The sequence below is a fragment of the Pseudomonas sp. AD21 genome, from assembly GCF_002878485.1.
In the GTDB taxonomy this organism is placed as follows: Bacteria; Pseudomonadota; Gammaproteobacteria; order Pseudomonadales; family Pseudomonadaceae; genus Aquipseudomonas.
In genome coordinates this window covers 159-13658 of record NZ_NQYG01000067.1, presented here as the reverse complement: position 1 = coordinate 13658, position 13500 = coordinate 159, and the positions used below count along the sequence as shown (strand labels likewise).

The 13500-nt window shown below is 60.3% G+C and carries 16 protein-coding genes and 1 pseudogene; 8 read left to right on the top strand and 9 right to left on the bottom strand.

Annotation, left to right across the window (positions count from 1 at the left end):
- The first annotated feature begins 47 nt into the window (after positions 1-47).
- Positions 48-1030, top strand: a pseudogene (locus tag PseAD21_RS25355) (MDR family oxidoreductase).
- Between the two features lie 61 nt (positions 1031-1091).
- A complete protein-coding gene (locus tag PseAD21_RS25350) occupies positions 1092-1550 on the top strand; it encodes a GyrI-like domain-containing protein (protein ID WP_102358523.1) in 459 nt (152 codons plus the stop codon).
- Here PseAD21_RS25350 and ada read toward each other — a convergent pair.
- The 5 genes from ada to PseAD21_RS25330 form a co-directional block, all read right to left on the bottom strand.
- Positions 1547-2614: a bifunctional DNA-binding transcriptional regulator/O6-methylguanine-DNA methyltransferase Ada gene (ada, locus tag PseAD21_RS25345; protein WP_102358522.1), complete on the bottom strand. Its 1068-nt coding sequence runs from the start codon at positions 2612-2614 to the stop codon at positions 1547-1549. The two genes, PseAD21_RS25350 and ada, sit on opposite strands and share 4 nt — an antisense overlap.
- Before the next feature lie 87 nt (positions 2615-2701).
- Positions 2702-3367, bottom strand: coding sequence for a DNA oxidative demethylase AlkB (gene alkB / locus PseAD21_RS25340; RefSeq protein WP_102358540.1), 666 nt, complete (start codon positions 3365-3367; stop codon positions 2702-2704).
- A gap of 5 nt (positions 3368-3372) precedes the next feature.
- Entirely contained in the window at positions 3373-4083 is a 711-nt protein-coding gene (locus PseAD21_RS25335; RefSeq protein ID WP_102358521.1) for a 2OG-Fe(II) oxygenase, read from the bottom strand.
- A 93-nt stretch (positions 4084-4176) separates the two neighbouring features.
- On the bottom strand, positions 4177-4347 hold the full coding sequence (locus PseAD21_RS29795) for a hypothetical protein (RefSeq protein ID WP_177327363.1): 171 nt from the start codon (positions 4345-4347) through the stop codon (positions 4177-4179).
- 29 nt (positions 4348-4376) lie between these two features.
- Positions 4377-4679 (bottom strand): DUF1883 domain-containing protein, encoded by a 303-nt coding sequence (locus tag PseAD21_RS25330; protein WP_025112441.1) that lies wholly within the window; start codon positions 4677-4679, stop codon positions 4377-4379.
- 212 nt (positions 4680-4891) lie between these two features.
- Between PseAD21_RS25330 and PseAD21_RS25325 the strand changes: the two genes are divergently transcribed.
- Both PseAD21_RS25325 and PseAD21_RS25320 read left to right on the top strand, forming a co-directional pair.
- Positions 4892-5248 carry a hypothetical protein gene (locus PseAD21_RS25325; RefSeq protein WP_102358520.1) on the top strand — a complete coding sequence of 119 codons (357 nt, stop codon included), beginning with the start codon at positions 4892-4894 and terminating at the stop codon, positions 5246-5248.
- Between the two features lie 72 nt (positions 5249-5320).
- On the top strand, positions 5321-5551 hold the full coding sequence (locus PseAD21_RS25320; protein WP_003225391.1) for a hypothetical protein: 231 nt from the start codon (positions 5321-5323) through the stop codon (positions 5549-5551).
- 4 nt (positions 5552-5555) lie between these two features.
- On the opposite strand, the gene PseAD21_RS25315 is transcribed toward PseAD21_RS25320, so the two are convergent.
- Together PseAD21_RS25315 and PseAD21_RS25310 are read right to left on the bottom strand one after the other, a co-directional pair.
- A complete protein-coding gene (locus tag PseAD21_RS25315; protein ID WP_102358519.1) occupies positions 5556-5843 on the bottom strand; it encodes a hypothetical protein in 288 nt (95 codons plus the stop codon).
- A 154-nt stretch (positions 5844-5997) separates the two neighbouring features.
- Positions 5998-6183, bottom strand: a complete 186-nt coding sequence (locus tag PseAD21_RS25310; RefSeq protein WP_007912238.1) for a hypothetical protein — start codon at positions 6181-6183, stop codon at positions 5998-6000.
- Between the two features lie 258 nt (positions 6184-6441).
- Here PseAD21_RS25310 and galU point away from each other — a divergent pair, with 258 nt between their 5' ends.
- Positions 6442-7281: a UTP--glucose-1-phosphate uridylyltransferase GalU gene (gene galU, locus PseAD21_RS25305; RefSeq protein ID WP_008082670.1), complete on the top strand. Its 840-nt coding sequence runs from the start codon at positions 6442-6444 to the stop codon at positions 7279-7281.
- 335 nt (positions 7282-7616) lie between these two features.
- Here the strand turns inward: galU and PseAD21_RS25300 are convergent, their stop codons facing one another.
- Both PseAD21_RS25300 and PseAD21_RS25295 read right to left on the bottom strand, forming a co-directional pair.
- Positions 7617-9365, bottom strand: a complete 1749-nt coding sequence (locus PseAD21_RS25300; protein ID WP_102358518.1) for a phosphoethanolamine transferase CptA — start codon at positions 9363-9365, stop codon at positions 7617-7619.
- Positions 9366-9564: 199 nt separating this feature from the next.
- Positions 9565-9747, bottom strand: coding sequence for a DUF6026 family protein (locus PseAD21_RS25295; RefSeq protein ID WP_102358517.1), 183 nt, complete (start codon positions 9745-9747; stop codon positions 9565-9567).
- 273 nt (positions 9748-10020) lie between these two features.
- Here PseAD21_RS25295 and gnd point away from each other — a divergent pair, with 273 nt between their 5' ends.
- Genes gnd through PseAD21_RS25280 form a run of 3 tightly spaced genes read left to right on the top strand, consistent with a single transcriptional unit; the run spans position 10021 to position 13327 of the window.
- Complete coding sequence (gene gnd / locus PseAD21_RS25290) at positions 10021-11001, top strand: phosphogluconate dehydrogenase (NAD(+)-dependent, decarboxylating) (RefSeq protein WP_102358516.1); 981 nt, start codon at positions 10021-10023, stop codon at positions 10999-11001.
- A complete protein-coding gene (zwf, locus tag PseAD21_RS25285; protein ID WP_102358515.1) occupies positions 10998-12521 on the top strand; it encodes a glucose-6-phosphate dehydrogenase in 1524 nt (507 codons plus the stop codon). Before gnd ends, zwf begins: the two co-directional genes overlap by 4 nt.
- Positions 12518-13327 carry an HAD family hydrolase gene (locus PseAD21_RS25280; RefSeq protein ID WP_102358514.1) on the top strand — a complete coding sequence of 270 codons (810 nt, stop codon included), beginning with the start codon at positions 12518-12520 and terminating at the stop codon, positions 13325-13327. Before zwf ends, PseAD21_RS25280 begins: the two co-directional genes overlap by 4 nt.
- The last annotated feature ends 173 nt before the right edge of the window (positions 13328-13500 follow it).

Below are 13500 nucleotides of genomic sequence, written 5' to 3'. Positions count from 1 at the left end.
GTTATTTCAAGGCGCGAGGATTTGAATCCATTGATTGCGAGGCAGCCATGTTCAACGGCATTTTGATCGACAAAGACGACAACGGTTACCACGCCAGCCTGCAGCAGATCAGCGAAGCGCAGCTGCCTGAAGGCGACGTGACGGTGAAGGTTGCGTACAGCACGCTGAACTTCAAGGACGGTCTGGCGATTACGGAAACAGTCCGGTGGTGCGCAAGTTTCCGATGGTGCCGGGCATCGACCTGGCGGGAACGGTCGAGGTCAGTTCGCATCCCGACTATCAGGCCGGTGATCAGGTGCTGCTCAATGGCTGGGGCGTGGGCGAGAATCACTGGGGCGGGTTGGCGCAGAAGGCGCGGCTCAATGGCGACTGGCTGATTCCCTTGCCCAAAGCTTTCAGCGCCGCGCAAGCGATGGCCATCGGCACCGCCGGTTACACGGCGATGCTGTGCATTCTGGCGCTGGAGCGTAATGGCGTGACTGCGGTTCAGGGCGAGGTGCTGGTGACCGGCGCCAATGGCGGGGTCGGCAGTTTCGCCATCGCGCTGCTCAGCAAGTTGGGTTATCGCGTGGTGGCGTCCACCGGCCGGGTTTGCGAGCATGAGTACCTGAAACAACTGGGCGCCAGCGAAATCATCGACCGCGCGACCCTGTCGGAACCGGGCAAACCGCTGGCCAAGGAGCGCTGGGCAGCAGTGATCGATTCGGTCGGCAGCCACACGTTGGCCAACGCCTGTGCCAGCACCCGCGCCGAAGGCACGGTGGCGGCCTGCGGTCTGGCCCAGGGCATGGACTTCCCGGCGTCGGTGGCGCCGTTCATTTTGCGCGGTGTGACCCTGGCTGGGATCAACAGTGTGACGCAACCCAAGGCACGGCGGATCGAGGCTTGGGAGCGTCTGGCCAAGGATCTGGACTTCGCCCTGTTGCCCTTGATCAGTCACGAAATCGCCCTGAGCGAAGCCATCGATGCGGCGCCGAAACTGCTCGCCGGGCAGCTGCGCGGCAGGGTTGTGGTCGACGTCAATCGCTGACAAAGTAAGCGCCATTGCGGCCCTGTGTGGCCGCACCTCTATCTTGGGAGCGGCATTTTCGATGGACTTGAAACGACAGCAAATCGACGCCTTCACCGTGGCCGGCCTGCGCGTACGGACCACCAACGCCGCAGAGCATCGTCCGGAGACCGCGAAGATCGGCCCGATGTGGGAGCAGTTTTTCAGCGAAGAGCAGGCCGAGAGCATTCCAGCAAAGATCGCCAACTCGCCAATTTATGGTGTGTACTCGGCTTACGAGTCCGATGCCTCGGGGGCGTTCGATGTCACCGCTGGCGTCGCCGTGAGCGCGCGCACCAAGGACTACGAAGCGGTGCAGATTGAAGCCGGTGAGTACCTGGTGTTCGAAGCGCAGGGCACTTTGCCTGACGCGGTCATTGCGACCTGGGAGCGGATCTGGACGTTCTTTGAGCAGAGCCCACAGATTCAGCGTCGTTACGCCACCGACTTCGAGGCCTATACCGGCCCCGAGTCCGTGGCGGTCTACATCGGCATCCATTAAGGCTGCGTTTCGCGCTCCAGCAGTTGGCGCTTGCGCTCCACGCCCCAGCGATACCCCGAGAGATTGCCATCGCTGCGCACCACCCGATGGCAGGGGATCGCCACGGCCAGACGGTTGGCGCCGCACGCCTGCGCCACGGCGCGCATGGAGGTCGGCGCGCCGATGCGTTGGGCGATCTCGGCGTAGCTGGCGGTGCGCCCAGCCGGGATTTCCCGCAGCGCCTGCCACACCCGCTCCTGAAACGCGGTGCCGCGCACATCCAGTGGCAAATCGAGCCCCAGCGCTGGCGCCTCGATGAAACCCACCACTTTGGCAATCAACTGTTCGAAGCCGGCATCGGCGCCAATCAGGTTGGCCTGACGGAACTGATCCTGCAGATCACACACCAGTTGATGCGGATCGTCACCCAACAGAATCGCGCAGACCCCGCGCTCACTCTGTGCCACCAGAATCGCCCCGAGTGAGCACTGGCCGACGGCAAAGTGAATGTCGTTGTTGCGCCCGGCTGCGCGATAGTCGCCGGGTTTCATGCCCAGCACCTTGTCGGCCGATTCATAGAAGCGACTGTTGGAGTTGAAGCCTGCGTCGTACAGCGCAGCGGTCACCGAGCCACCGTCCGCCAGCCGTTCACGCACTCGGCGCGAGCGATGCGCCGCTGCGTAGCCCTTGGGCGTCAGGCCGGTTGCCGCCTTGAACACGCGGTGAAAATGGAACGGGCTGAGGCCGGCAACCTCGGCGAGTTCGTTGAGCGCGGGCGTCGTTTCGCAGGTTTCGATCTGCCGACAGGCCAGCGCCACGGTCGCGGCGTGTTGGGCGGCGACGTCAGTCTGATCCTTGCTGCTGCGTTTGCTCGGGCGGTAACCCGCAGCTTCAGCGGCTTCGGCGCTGTCGAAGAACTCGACGTTCTGCGGCTTGGGCAAACGCGAAAGACTGCTCGGGCGGCAATAGATGCCAGTGGTTTTCACCGCATAGACAAACTGCCCGTCGGCCCGTGGATCCCGTGCAACGACGGCGGCCCAGCGTGGATCGGTTTCAACGTTGATGATCGGCGAAAGCTTTTTCATGGCGAGTAGTCCGTTGACCTGTTTGATTCAGGTTAACCAGCAGTGATGTTAGTAACACTCCGCGCCTTGCGGTCAAATTATTCAGGGTCATCCGGCAACGCGAAAGGTCAGGTTGATCCGGCGTTCGCCCAAGCGTGGATGCCGCCCTGGCTTGATCGGCAGTACGCCGTGAAAACGCAAGCGATCGACCCCGCCCCAGGCCACCATGTCGCCGTGCAGCAGGGGAATGCGCTGGCTCTTGTCGCTTCGGGCAAAACCACCGAACAGGAACATTGCCGGTAAACCCAGTGACAACGAAACGATCGGTGCCGCGTAGGCATGTTCGTCTTTGTCCTGGTGCAAAGACATCTTGGCGCCGGGGACATATTGGTTGATCAGGCAGGAATCCGCGCAAAAGTCGGCAAATCCTGCGCGGTGCGCCGCTGTTTGCGCCAGTTCGAACAGCACCCGCGGCATCGCCGGCCAAGGCCTGCCGCTCAGCGGGTCGACGGTGCTGTAGCGATAGCCACTGCGATCAGTGATCCAGCCCAGCGCTCCACAACTGCTGGTGCCCACCGACATGCTGAAGCCGCCCGGGGTGACCATGTGCCGCAACGGCGCGGCAGCGAGCAGGGCATCCAGCGCCAGCAACAACTCATCGATAACCGGCAGGGCGAAGCCGCGCAACAGCCACGACTGTTCACCGATTTGCTCGGTGCGCGGTTGTTGTACGGGCTCGTGGTCGGCGAACAGGTCGAAGGTGGTTGGTTGCATGGTGCTCATGTGGCGTCGTGGAAGATGATGCCCAGGGTATGCCGATTTCCACTGTGCAGGCGACTGACGCCATGCCGCAGGGTCACCTTATAGTCGCCGCGTGTGCCCCTGACCGGACGCTGGTTGACCGCAAAGATCACCGCATCACCTTGTTGCAGATCCACCACATGCGGGCGCGATTGCATGCGCGGGCGCTGCTCGGTCAGGACGAATTCGCCGCCGGTAAAGTCTCGCCCCGGTGCTGACAGAAGAATCGCCACTTGCAACGGGAAAACCAGTTCCCCGTAGAGGTCCTGATGCAGGCAGTTGTAGTCCTGCGGGCCGTACTTCAACAACAGCGGCGTTGGCCGCAACTGACCGGCGGCGTGGCAGCGCTGAAGAAACTCGGCATGTGCCACAGGGAAACGTACGGGCAAACCCATGCGTTCGTACCAGCGGTTGGCCAACGGCACCAGGCGCGGATACAGCGCGTTGCGCAGGCGCTCGACCGTGGTCGGCAGGGGATAGCGAAAGTATTTGTATTCCCCGCGACCGAAACCGTGGCGGGCCATGACGACCTGCGAGCGGAACGGTTCGGTCTGCGGATACAGTGCACTCAGGCGCTCGCAGGTCTGTACCGAGAGCAGCGCGCGAATGATGGCGTAGCCTTGCTCATCCAGTTGCTGTTCGAGGCTTGCCCAATCGAGCGCATCCAGCCGGGACGGGGACATTGACATGCTGACTCCTGAACGCTTGGTCGAGGCGGTCAGTCTGGGCAGGTCCCGGCGGCAGAACACTCCGCCGCTTGCGGTCGAATCCGACGCGTTGCGTTACAGGGCTTTGCTGACGGCGATATCGCTGATCACGTCTTCAGTGGTGCCATGGATGGCGTCCAGCGCAGCCTTGGCCTCTTCCACGGTGCCGTGCTCCAGTTGCGCGAACTCGAAGCGGCGCTCACCGTTGAGCTTGTATTTGATGACGTATTTAGTCGTTTGGGCCACGGTCGTGCTTACCTTGCGTTGGGGGCGACTCAGCTGAGTTTGGTGCTGGAGCGGCGGATGATCTTGATCGAGTGGGTCAGGGTCGGCTTGCGCGTGACGCTGATGGCGCGGCGGTTGACGGTGTCGATGGTGATGTTCCAGAAACCAGTGCTTGGCGCGGTGATGCGCGCAGGAAACGTGTCGAAAGCGCCGCCGTGGTAGGTGTGGCGTCCGCCGTTCTTGAAGGCGCGGAAGTTGGCGTCGTTCATCAAACGGATGTTGCAGGTTTGCGAGCATTGGATGACGACGATGTCGTCTTCGTTGAGGTGCTCGCGCTGGTGAATGAATTTCATGGGCGCCTCCAAAAGGGCTTTTTCTACTAAATCAAAACGATAGCATGTGCGATTGGCGCAGTTTATCAGCCCGAACGGGTTATTATCCCGCCGTCGAGCGCCGCTTTGACAATTAAAAACAGTTATTCGCGATTCGATGCGGGTTTAATGGAGTGAGCCTCGGAGAAAAATGGCATTACTGCTGTCCGACGGTCTTTATGGGAGGTGTTTGTATGAAGTGGGGTGTGGTGTGTCTGCCATTGATCTTGGCCGTGGGTGGTTGCGCGAGCGTTTCCGAAATCAATGAAACGTTGCCGACCATGAGCGTGATTTCCGGCAAGAAACCCCATGAGTATGCTCAGTGCCTGGCGGACAAGCTTGCCAGCAGCCGCGGCGCGTTGCAGATGCAACCGCACAAGGATGGCGTTCGAGTGATTGTTCCCGGGAAATTTTCGACCGGCGCGGCCGCCGTGTTTGATATTGACGATCGCTCCGGCGGCAGCAGTATCAAGCTGCATGAGCGCATGTCCAATGTGCCGATTCGTCCGCGTGACGTGCAAAACGCCGCCAATGCCTGTATTTCCGGCTGATAGACTATAAGTTGTCAGCACCGATGCCGTCACAGCCCTGCTGTGACGGCATTTTCATTTCTGGAGTCGCGCATGAAGCGAGAGCAAGTACGGGAGCGCCACGCAGAAGGCCTGATTTCTGCCACGCATGTTATTCAGAACCCGGCCAATCCGGGCGAGTGGATCGTGTTTTTCAAGAAGAGCGCCGGGCGCAGCTATTTTCTGGTAGACGACAACGATGAAGTCGAATCCTTTGCCCGGCTCGACGACTTGATCGAGATCGTGCGCGGGCTCGGTATCAAGTTCGCCGAGATCCACATGTAGGGGTCTATTTGCAGACCACCACCACACTGCGGTTCTTGTAGTTGCCGACATCGACCCCCAGGGTCTTGTCGCTTTCCTTTGGCGCCGGCGTGCCATCGGTACCGACGATGCGATACCCGGTGCCGGCGCAGGAGGCATCAGCCTTTTCGTAGCAGGTGGCCCAGGAGTTGGCCTCGCCGGAGCAGTCGATGGTCAAGCCCTGTTCGCCGTTGTTCAGGTAAGTGGTTTGCGAAGTGGCACAGCCACCGAGGGCCAATACCGCGATCAGCGGCAGCAATCTGTTCAAGTTCATAGGAATGTCGTCTTCAGCGAGGGAGGGGCTAAACGCTCTGACAGCGCCGTAGTGAAAAGGTTATAGCGATAGGCCACTTGTTTCATTGATCTTTCCGCGGTCCACAAAAAAGCCCTGCGCAAGGGCAGGGCTCGGCATCATGTGTCGCCGCCGCTCAGTCTTGATCCTTGCCTCGGCGTTTGGCCGACGCAGGGGTGTCAGTGAACACCGACGCGACATCAGTCGCCATCTGCTCGCTGTCGAACGGCCCGGCGATGTGTTCGCCATTGGTCGTGGTCAGCGTCCACTTGCCGTCTTTCTTGTCGATCACATACCCGTTGATGATTTTTACCGCGGCCATCTATCTGTCTCGTTCGCTGGTTCAAAGGCGCCATGATACCGACAAATGCTCACATTGGGGGGCGAACGGCGTATGGTGGTGCGGCGCGTCTGCGTCTTTGGGCTACTCTGAATTCGCCGTCAGAAAGCGCCAACGGAACTATCGGCGAGAATATTTCTCTATGTTGGCATCGGTTAGCCAGTGCGGGGCATTGTAAGGTGCACGCCGCCTGATTAGACTGCGCCGAAACTCGTACACACAGCCCTTTCAAGGACTTATATGATCAAGAAATGCTTGTTCCCAGCAGCCGGTTACGGTACTCGCTTCCTGCCAGCGACTAAAGCCATGCCCAAAGAAATGCTGCCGGTGGTAAACAAGCCACTGATCCAGTACGGCGTTGAAGAAGCTCTGGACGCTGGCCTGACGGAAATCTCCATTGTTACTGGTCGTGGCAAGCGCGCTCTGGAAGACCACTTCGACATCAGCTATGAGCTGGAAAACCAGATCAAAGGCACCGACAAGGAGAAATACCTGGTCGGCATCCGCAAACTGCTGGATGAGTGCTCGTTCTCCTACACCCGTCAGACCGAGATGAAAGGCCTGGGCCACGCGATCCTGACCGGTCGCCCGCTGATCGGTGACGAACCGTTCGCCGTGGTGCTGGCGGATGACCTGTGCGTCAACCTCGACGGCGACGGCGTACTGACTCAGATGGTCAAGCTGTACAAGCAGTTCCGCTGCTCGATCATCGCCATCCAGGAAGTCGATCCGGAGGAAACCAGCAAGTACGGCGTGATCGCCGGCGAGATGATCCGCGACGACATCTACCGCGTACACAGCATGGTCGAGAAGCCAAAGCCGGAAGATGCACCGTCGAACCTGGCGATCATTGGCCGCTACATCCTGACCCCGGACATCTTCGACCTGATCGAACAGACCGAGCCAGGCAAGGGCGGTGAGATCCAGATCACCGACGCCCTGATGAAGCAAGCCCAGAACGGCTGCGTCATGGCCTACAAGTTCAAAGGCAAGCGTTTCGACTGCGGTGGTGCTGAAGGCTACATCGAAGCAACCAACTTCTGCTTCGAGAACTTCTACAAGACTGGCAAGGCTTACTGATAGCGCCGGATCTGTACCGCCAGAGGTGTGAGAGCACCAGGTGAAGTACCCACAAACGCCCCGACTTGTTCGGGGCGTTTGCTTTTGTGCTGGAAAAACCCTTGAGTCCGGCAGCGCGATTTACTGGCGGCCTCTGAGCGCGCTGGCTGCTTGCTTGAGGGGGAGGGGATGACCAGCGTCGGCGCAGCCCAGACGGCACAACAGAGGGCAGCACAAGCGGGCAGCCTGTCCACCCAGAACAAAAAAGCTCCGTATCTTTCGATACGGAGCTTTTTCTTTATGCGCTACGTCGATTACGAGGTTTCAGGCCACCTGCTTCGGCGCCTTTTACCGGTTTACTGCTTCACGACATTTGCGCTGGTCGGTTCGACCTTCTTTGGCTTCATCAGGCTGAAGTCGATCAGGGCCCGCTGCTCACGTTCGTACGGGTTGCCGATCATCAGCGGACGCGGCTTGAAGCTGTCACTGACCAGGCTTTTGCTGCGGTCCAGCTCATCGAAACTCAAACCGGCCATGTCTGCCCAGGTGTGGATCAGGTGCGAGCTGCTGTACGGCCGCCCCAGATCCGCAGCGAAGTTCCAGTCATGGTTCTCGCGCCATTTCGGCGAAGCCCAGGCCATGAACGGGATGGTGTACATCGGCGCGGTCGGTTTGTTCTCGTTGCGGCCCAGGGTGTCGTGGCCGGCCGAATCGAACACGTCTTCACCGTGGTCGGAGAGGTACAGCAGGAAACCGTTCGGATCGGACTTGGCGTAGTCCTTGATCAGGCTCGACACCACGAAGTCGTTGTACAGCACGGCGTTATCGTAGCTGTTGTAGGTCGGTACCTGATCGTCACGCACGCCGGCCGGGACGCCATCGCGATCCTGGAACTTGTCGAAGCTCGGCGGATAACGGTACTGGTAGCTCATGTGAGTACCGAGCAGGTGCACGACGATCAACTTGCGCGGCGCCGGGTCGATCAGGGCCTTGTTGAACGGCTCGATCACGTCGCCGTCGTACTGCGCGGCGTTCTGGTTGCGGTTGTTGTTCAGGTAAACCTGCTCGTCGGCCTGTTCGGAGAAGGTCGTGAGCATGGTGTTGCGCTTGGTCATGGTCTGCTGGTTGGTGATCCAGAACGTCTTGTAGCCGGCCTGTTTCATCATGCTGACCAGCGACGGCGTGGACAGGTACAGGTCCGGGTTTTCTTCGTCGGCGAAGGTCAGCACCTGTTGCAGCGCTTCAATGGTGTAAGGGCGCGGGGTGATGACGTTGTCGAACACCGCGAGCTGATCCTTGAGCTTGTCCAGTTCCGGTGTGGTCTTGCGCGGATAGCCGTACAGGCTCATGCGCTGACGGTTGGTCGACTCACCGATCACCAGCACCAGGGTCGAGGGTTTGTCGGCGTCTGCAGCCTTGAGGTTATGCAGTGGCGGGACCTTGCTCGTGCTGTGCAGCATGTCTTGCATGCCAGCCAGGGTATCGAGGTAGCGGTGGTAAGCCACCGCCATTTGCCAAGGCACGGCAGGCTCGATGCGGTCTTCGAACTTCTCGAAACCACCGGCGAAACTGCCGGTGCGCTGGGTCTGCTTGATCAGCGGCCAGCCCACCACGGCAATCAGGATTGCCATCGCGGCGACGAAAGCGCGGCCACGCGGCATGGTCACCGGGCGCAGGCGTGTCCACAGGAAGTAGGCGAAAGCGGTATGGGCGAGGAACGCCGGGATCATCCACCAGGCAAAGTACTGGGTCATGTACTCGCCAGCTTCAGAAATGTTCGACTCGAACATGATGAAGATGACGCTTTGCGAGAATTCCTGCTGATAGATGAAGAAGTAGCCCAGGCTGGCCATGGAGCAGGCCCACAAGACGATGCCGATCAATGCGGCCAGCAGCTTGGTGCGTTTGGGAAACAGCAGCATCGGTGCGAGCCAGACTGCGCTCATGACAAAAGCCTGGCGGAACCCGCTGAAGCCGGAGGTGCCGGTCAGCTGGATCAGGAGTTGGGTGATACCCGAGAAATACCAGAAAAACGCGAAAAGCCAGAGAACCCCAGCCCAATCGAAACCTGTCGCAGTCGTTTTGCTGCGTTTGAACAATGCCATTCAGCACTCCAGCTCATCATTACTAACCACCGCCGGAACGCTTCATGAAACCGACGAACGGAGGCCGCGCGCAAACGCACGGCCAGAATGCGCCGGAGTATTACGAACGGAATGTGAAAACTTCGTTAGTTGCTGATCAGGGGCAGAAGAGGATCGTGTCGGGAACGACAGGTGCCGTTCCCGGAGCTGGCGGGGCAGGTCAGGCGGGCGGGGTGCGCTGGACCACCGGCAAAGGTTTGGGCTGGGCGCCCTGGGTCAGCGAGCGCAGTTGCGCCAGCTCCTGCTTCAATTGGTCGCGCTCGTCTTTCAACTGACGCAATTCATCGCGACGGATCGTGACGTACAGGGTTTGTGGCGGCATTGCTGTGTGTACTGTGCCCATTGCTCACCTCGCAAATGGCGTGTCTCAACTGCAAATCGTCCCGCTTTCGGGTTCCTGACTTGCTATCGGCGCCAATTTTGATTTCTTTCGCTCATGAATGGAACTTTTTTATTTTTCATGGTCGGTGTGTCTTCGGCATGAATCGGGGCGTTATCAGTCTGGATCGGGCACAATGCCCGGAAACTTCCGCCGGACGCTCTGGACTAACCTCCATTAGTCGCGTTGGGCTATAACCCATGTCACACATTTATTTGTAGTAAGGAGCATCAGCACATGCAACTCGGGATTATTGGACTGGGCCGCATGGGCGGCAATATTGCGCGACGTCTGATGCTCAACGGGCACACCACCGTTGTTTATGACCGCAATACCGCCTTTGTCGACACCCTGGCCGCCGAGGGCGCCACAGGCGTTGCCGATTTGCCAGCACTGGTCGCCGGCCTGGCCAAGCCTCGCGCCGTATGGGTCATGCTGCCGGCCGGCGCGCCGACCGAAGACACCATTGAAACCCTGAGCAACCTGCTTGAAGCCGGCGACACCATCATCGACGGCGGCAACACCAACTATAAGGATGACATCCGCCGGGCCAAGACCCTGGCCGAGAAGGGCCTGCACTACATCGACGTCGGTACCTCCGGCGGCGTCTGGGGCCTGGAGCGCGGCTATTGCATGATGATCGGTGGCGACGCCGAGACCGTGAACCGTCTGGACCCGCTGTTCGCCGCGCTGGCGCCGGGCATGGGCGAAATCCCGCGCACCAAGGATCGCAAGTCCGAGGATCACCGTGCCGAGCACGGCTACATCCACGCAGGTCCGGCCGGTGCCGGGCACTTCGTGAAGATGATTCACAACGGTATCGAGTACGGCATGATGGCTGCATTTGCCGAGGGCTTCGACATCCTCAAGACCAAGTCCAGCGAGCGCCTGCCGGAAGATCAGCGCTTTGACCTGAACGTTGCCGACATCGCCGAAGTGTGGCGCCGTGGCAGCGTGGTGTCGTCGTGGTTGCTCGACTTGACCGCCGATGCGCTGGCAAGCGATCCGAAGCTCGACGGCTTCTCTGGTTCGGTGGCTGACAGCGGCGAAGGTCAATGGACCATCGAAGCGGCCATGGAGCAAGCGGTGCCGGTGCCGGTGCTGTCGAACTCGCTGTTCTCGCGCTACCGCTCCCGCGGCCAGGGCACCTTTGGCGACAAGATTCTTTCGGCCCAGCGCTTCGGCTTCGGCGGCCATGTGGAGACACCGAAGAAATGACCCATACGATCCGCAGAAAATCCAAGGCAGAACCCGCACCACCGACCACGCTGTTTTTGTTCGGTGCCCACGGCGACCTGGTCAAGCGCTTGCTGATGCCGGCGCTGTACAACCTCAGTCGCGACGGCTTGCTTGACGAAAATCTGCGGATCGTCGGCGTTGATCACAACGCCATTACCGATGAAGCCTTCGCGCAAAAACTCGAAGACTTCATCCGTACCGAAGTGGCGGCGAAGGTCGGCAAGGGCGATCAGATGCTTGATTCGGCCTTGTGGGCCAAGCTTGCCAAAGGTATCAGCTACGTCCAGGGCGACTTCCTGGATGACAGCACTTATTCCGCGCTGGCGGCGAAAATCGCCGACAGCGGCACCGGCAATGCGGTGTTCTACCTGGCCACCGCGCCGCGTTTCTTCAGTGAAGTGGTGCGCCGTCTGGGCGCCGCCAAACTGCTGGAAGAAACCCCCGAAGCGTTCAGAAGGGTGGTGATCGAGAAGCCTTTCGGCTCAGACCTGCAAACCGCTGAAGCGCTGAACGCCTGCTTGCTCAAAGTCATGAGCGAGAAGCAGATCTACCGGATCGATCATTACCTGGGCAAGGAGACCGTGCAGAACATTCTGGTCAGCCGGTTCTCCAACAGCCTGTTCGAGGCGTTCTGGAACAACCACTACATCGACCACGTGCAGATCACCGCCGCCGAAACCGTCGGCGTCGAAACCCGTGGCAGTTTTTACGAACACACCGGTGCGCTGCGCGACATGGTGCCCAATCACCTGTTCCAGCTGCTGGCGATGGTTGCCATGGAGCCGCCGGCCGCGTTCGGCGCGGATGCGGTGCGCGGCGAGAAGGCCAAAGTGGTCGGCGCGATCCGCCCATGGACCGTTGAAGAGGCGCGGGCCAACTCGGTGCGCGGCCAGTACAGCGCTGGCGAGATCGATGGCAAACCGTTGGCTGGTTATCGCCAGGAAGCCAACGTGTCGCCCGACAGCAACACTGAAACCTATGTCGCGCTGAAAGTCATGATCGACAACTGGCGCTGGGTCGGCGTGCCGTTCTACCTGCGCACCGGCAAGCGCATGAGCGTGCGCGACACCGAGATTGTCATCTGCTTCAAACCGGCGCCGTACGCGCAGTTCCGTGATACCGAAGTCGACGAGTTGCAGCCGACCTATCTGCGCATCCAGATTCAGCCCAATGAAGGCATGTGGTTCGACCTGCTGGCCAAACGGCCGGGGCCGGCACTGAACATGGCCAACATCGAGCTGGGTTTCGCTTACAAAGACTTCTTCGAGATGCAGCCGTCCACTGGCTACGAAACCCTGATCTACGACTGCCTGACCGGCGACCAGACGCTGTTCCAGCGCGCCGACAACATCGAGAACGGCTGGCGCGCAGTGCAACCGTTCCTCGACGCCTGGCAGCAGGACGCGAGTGTGCAAACCTACGCTGCCGGCGAAGACGGCCCGCAAGCTGCCAATGATCTGCTGACTCGCGATGGTCGCGTCTGGCATGGTCTTGGATGAGTGACCCGATTCGTTTTTTGCTTAGCGACATGGACGGCACGCTGTTGTTGCCCGATCACAGCCTGAGTCAGCGCACCATCGACGCCGTTCGTTCGCTGCGCGAGGCCGGCGTGTTGTTCAGCCTGGCCACCGGTCGCCCACCCAAAGCCATGCTGCAGCAGATCGAAGCCTTGGGTGTCGATCTGCCAACGGCGGCGTTCAATGGCGGCACCATCGTCAATCCGGACGGCAGCTTGCTGGTCGCGCATTACCTGCCGGCCACGACAGCGTTGATTGCACTGGCGACGTTCGCTGATCAGCCGGATGTCGAAGTCTGGGTGTTCAGCGGTGGCGACTGGTTGCTCAAGGATCCGCACGGACCGATGGTGCCGCGCGAACAGCATGGACTTGGTTATCCGCCGGTGGTGGTCGAGAGTTTCGAACCGTATCTGGAGCGCATCGACAAGATCGTCGCCACCAGTAACAACACGGATTTGCTGATCGAGCTTGAGGCGCGCCTGTTGCCTAAGGTCAACGGCAAGGCCCAGGTCTCGCGTTCGCAACCAGTGTACCTGGACGTGACGGCGCTGGAAGCCAACAAGGGCAGCGCGCTGGCGACCATTGCCGCGCACCTTGGCATCCCGCTGGAGCAGACGGCGGCGATTGGCGATGGCGGCAACGACCCGGCGATGTTCCATTGCGCGGGGCTGTCGATTGCCATGGGGCAAGCGGAAGAGGCGGTGAAGCGCCAGGCCGATGTCATCACCGGCCCAAACACCGAAGATGGCGTAGCGCAGGCCATCGAGCAGTACATCCTGCCGCGCTGAATCACACCGGAACAAATGTAGAAGCGGGCTTGCTCGCGAATGCGGTGTATCAGTCAACACATCAAGTGCCTGACACGCCCTCTTCGCGAGCAAGCTCGCTCCCACCGTTTTGATCGAGTGATGCCAGAGCCATTGGCTCAGCGCATACCAATGTGGGAGCGGGCTTGCTCCCG

Bases quoted from the DNA above. Each gene is read 5' to 3' on its own strand.
- PseAD21_RS25350 (WP_102358523.1), top strand. From the start codon at position 1,092: ATGGACTTGAAACGACAGCAAATCGACGCCTTCACCGTGGCCGGCCTG.
- ada (WP_102358522.1), bottom strand. From the start codon at position 2,614: ATGAAAAAGCTTTCGCCGATCATCAACGTTGAAACCGATCCACGCTGG.
- alkB (WP_102358540.1), bottom strand. From the start codon at position 3,367: ATGCAACCAACCACCTTCGACCTGTTCGCCGACCACGAGCCCGTACAA.
- PseAD21_RS25335 (WP_102358521.1), bottom strand. From the start codon at position 4,083: ATGTCAATGTCCCCGTCCCGGCTGGATGCGCTCGATTGGGCAAGCCTC.
- PseAD21_RS25330 (WP_025112441.1), bottom strand. From the start codon at position 4,679: ATGAAATTCATTCACCAGCGCGAGCACCTCAACGAAGACGACATCGTC.
- PseAD21_RS25325 (WP_102358520.1), top strand. From the start codon at position 4,892: ATGAAGTGGGGTGTGGTGTGTCTGCCATTGATCTTGGCCGTGGGTGGT.
- PseAD21_RS25320 (WP_003225391.1), top strand. From the start codon at position 5,321: ATGAAGCGAGAGCAAGTACGGGAGCGCCACGCAGAAGGCCTGATTTCT.
- PseAD21_RS25315 (WP_102358519.1), bottom strand. From the start codon at position 5,843: ATGAACTTGAACAGATTGCTGCCGCTGATCGCGGTATTGGCCCTCGGT.
- PseAD21_RS25310 (WP_007912238.1), bottom strand. From the start codon at position 6,183: ATGGCCGCGGTAAAAATCATCAACGGGTATGTGATCGACAAGAAAGAC.
- galU (WP_008082670.1), top strand. From the start codon at position 6,442: ATGATCAAGAAATGCTTGTTCCCAGCAGCCGGTTACGGTACTCGCTTC.
- PseAD21_RS25300 (WP_102358518.1), bottom strand. From the start codon at position 9,365: ATGGCATTGTTCAAACGCAGCAAAACGACTGCGACAGGTTTCGATTGG.
- PseAD21_RS25295 (WP_102358517.1), bottom strand. From the start codon at position 9,747: ATGGGCACAGTACACACAGCAATGCCGCCACAAACCCTGTACGTCACG.
- gnd (WP_102358516.1), top strand. From the start codon at position 10,021: ATGCAACTCGGGATTATTGGACTGGGCCGCATGGGCGGCAATATTGCG.
- zwf (WP_102358515.1), top strand. From the start codon at position 10,998: ATGACCCATACGATCCGCAGAAAATCCAAGGCAGAACCCGCACCACCG.
- PseAD21_RS25280 (WP_102358514.1), top strand. From the start codon at position 12,518: ATGAGTGACCCGATTCGTTTTTTGCTTAGCGACATGGACGGCACGCTG.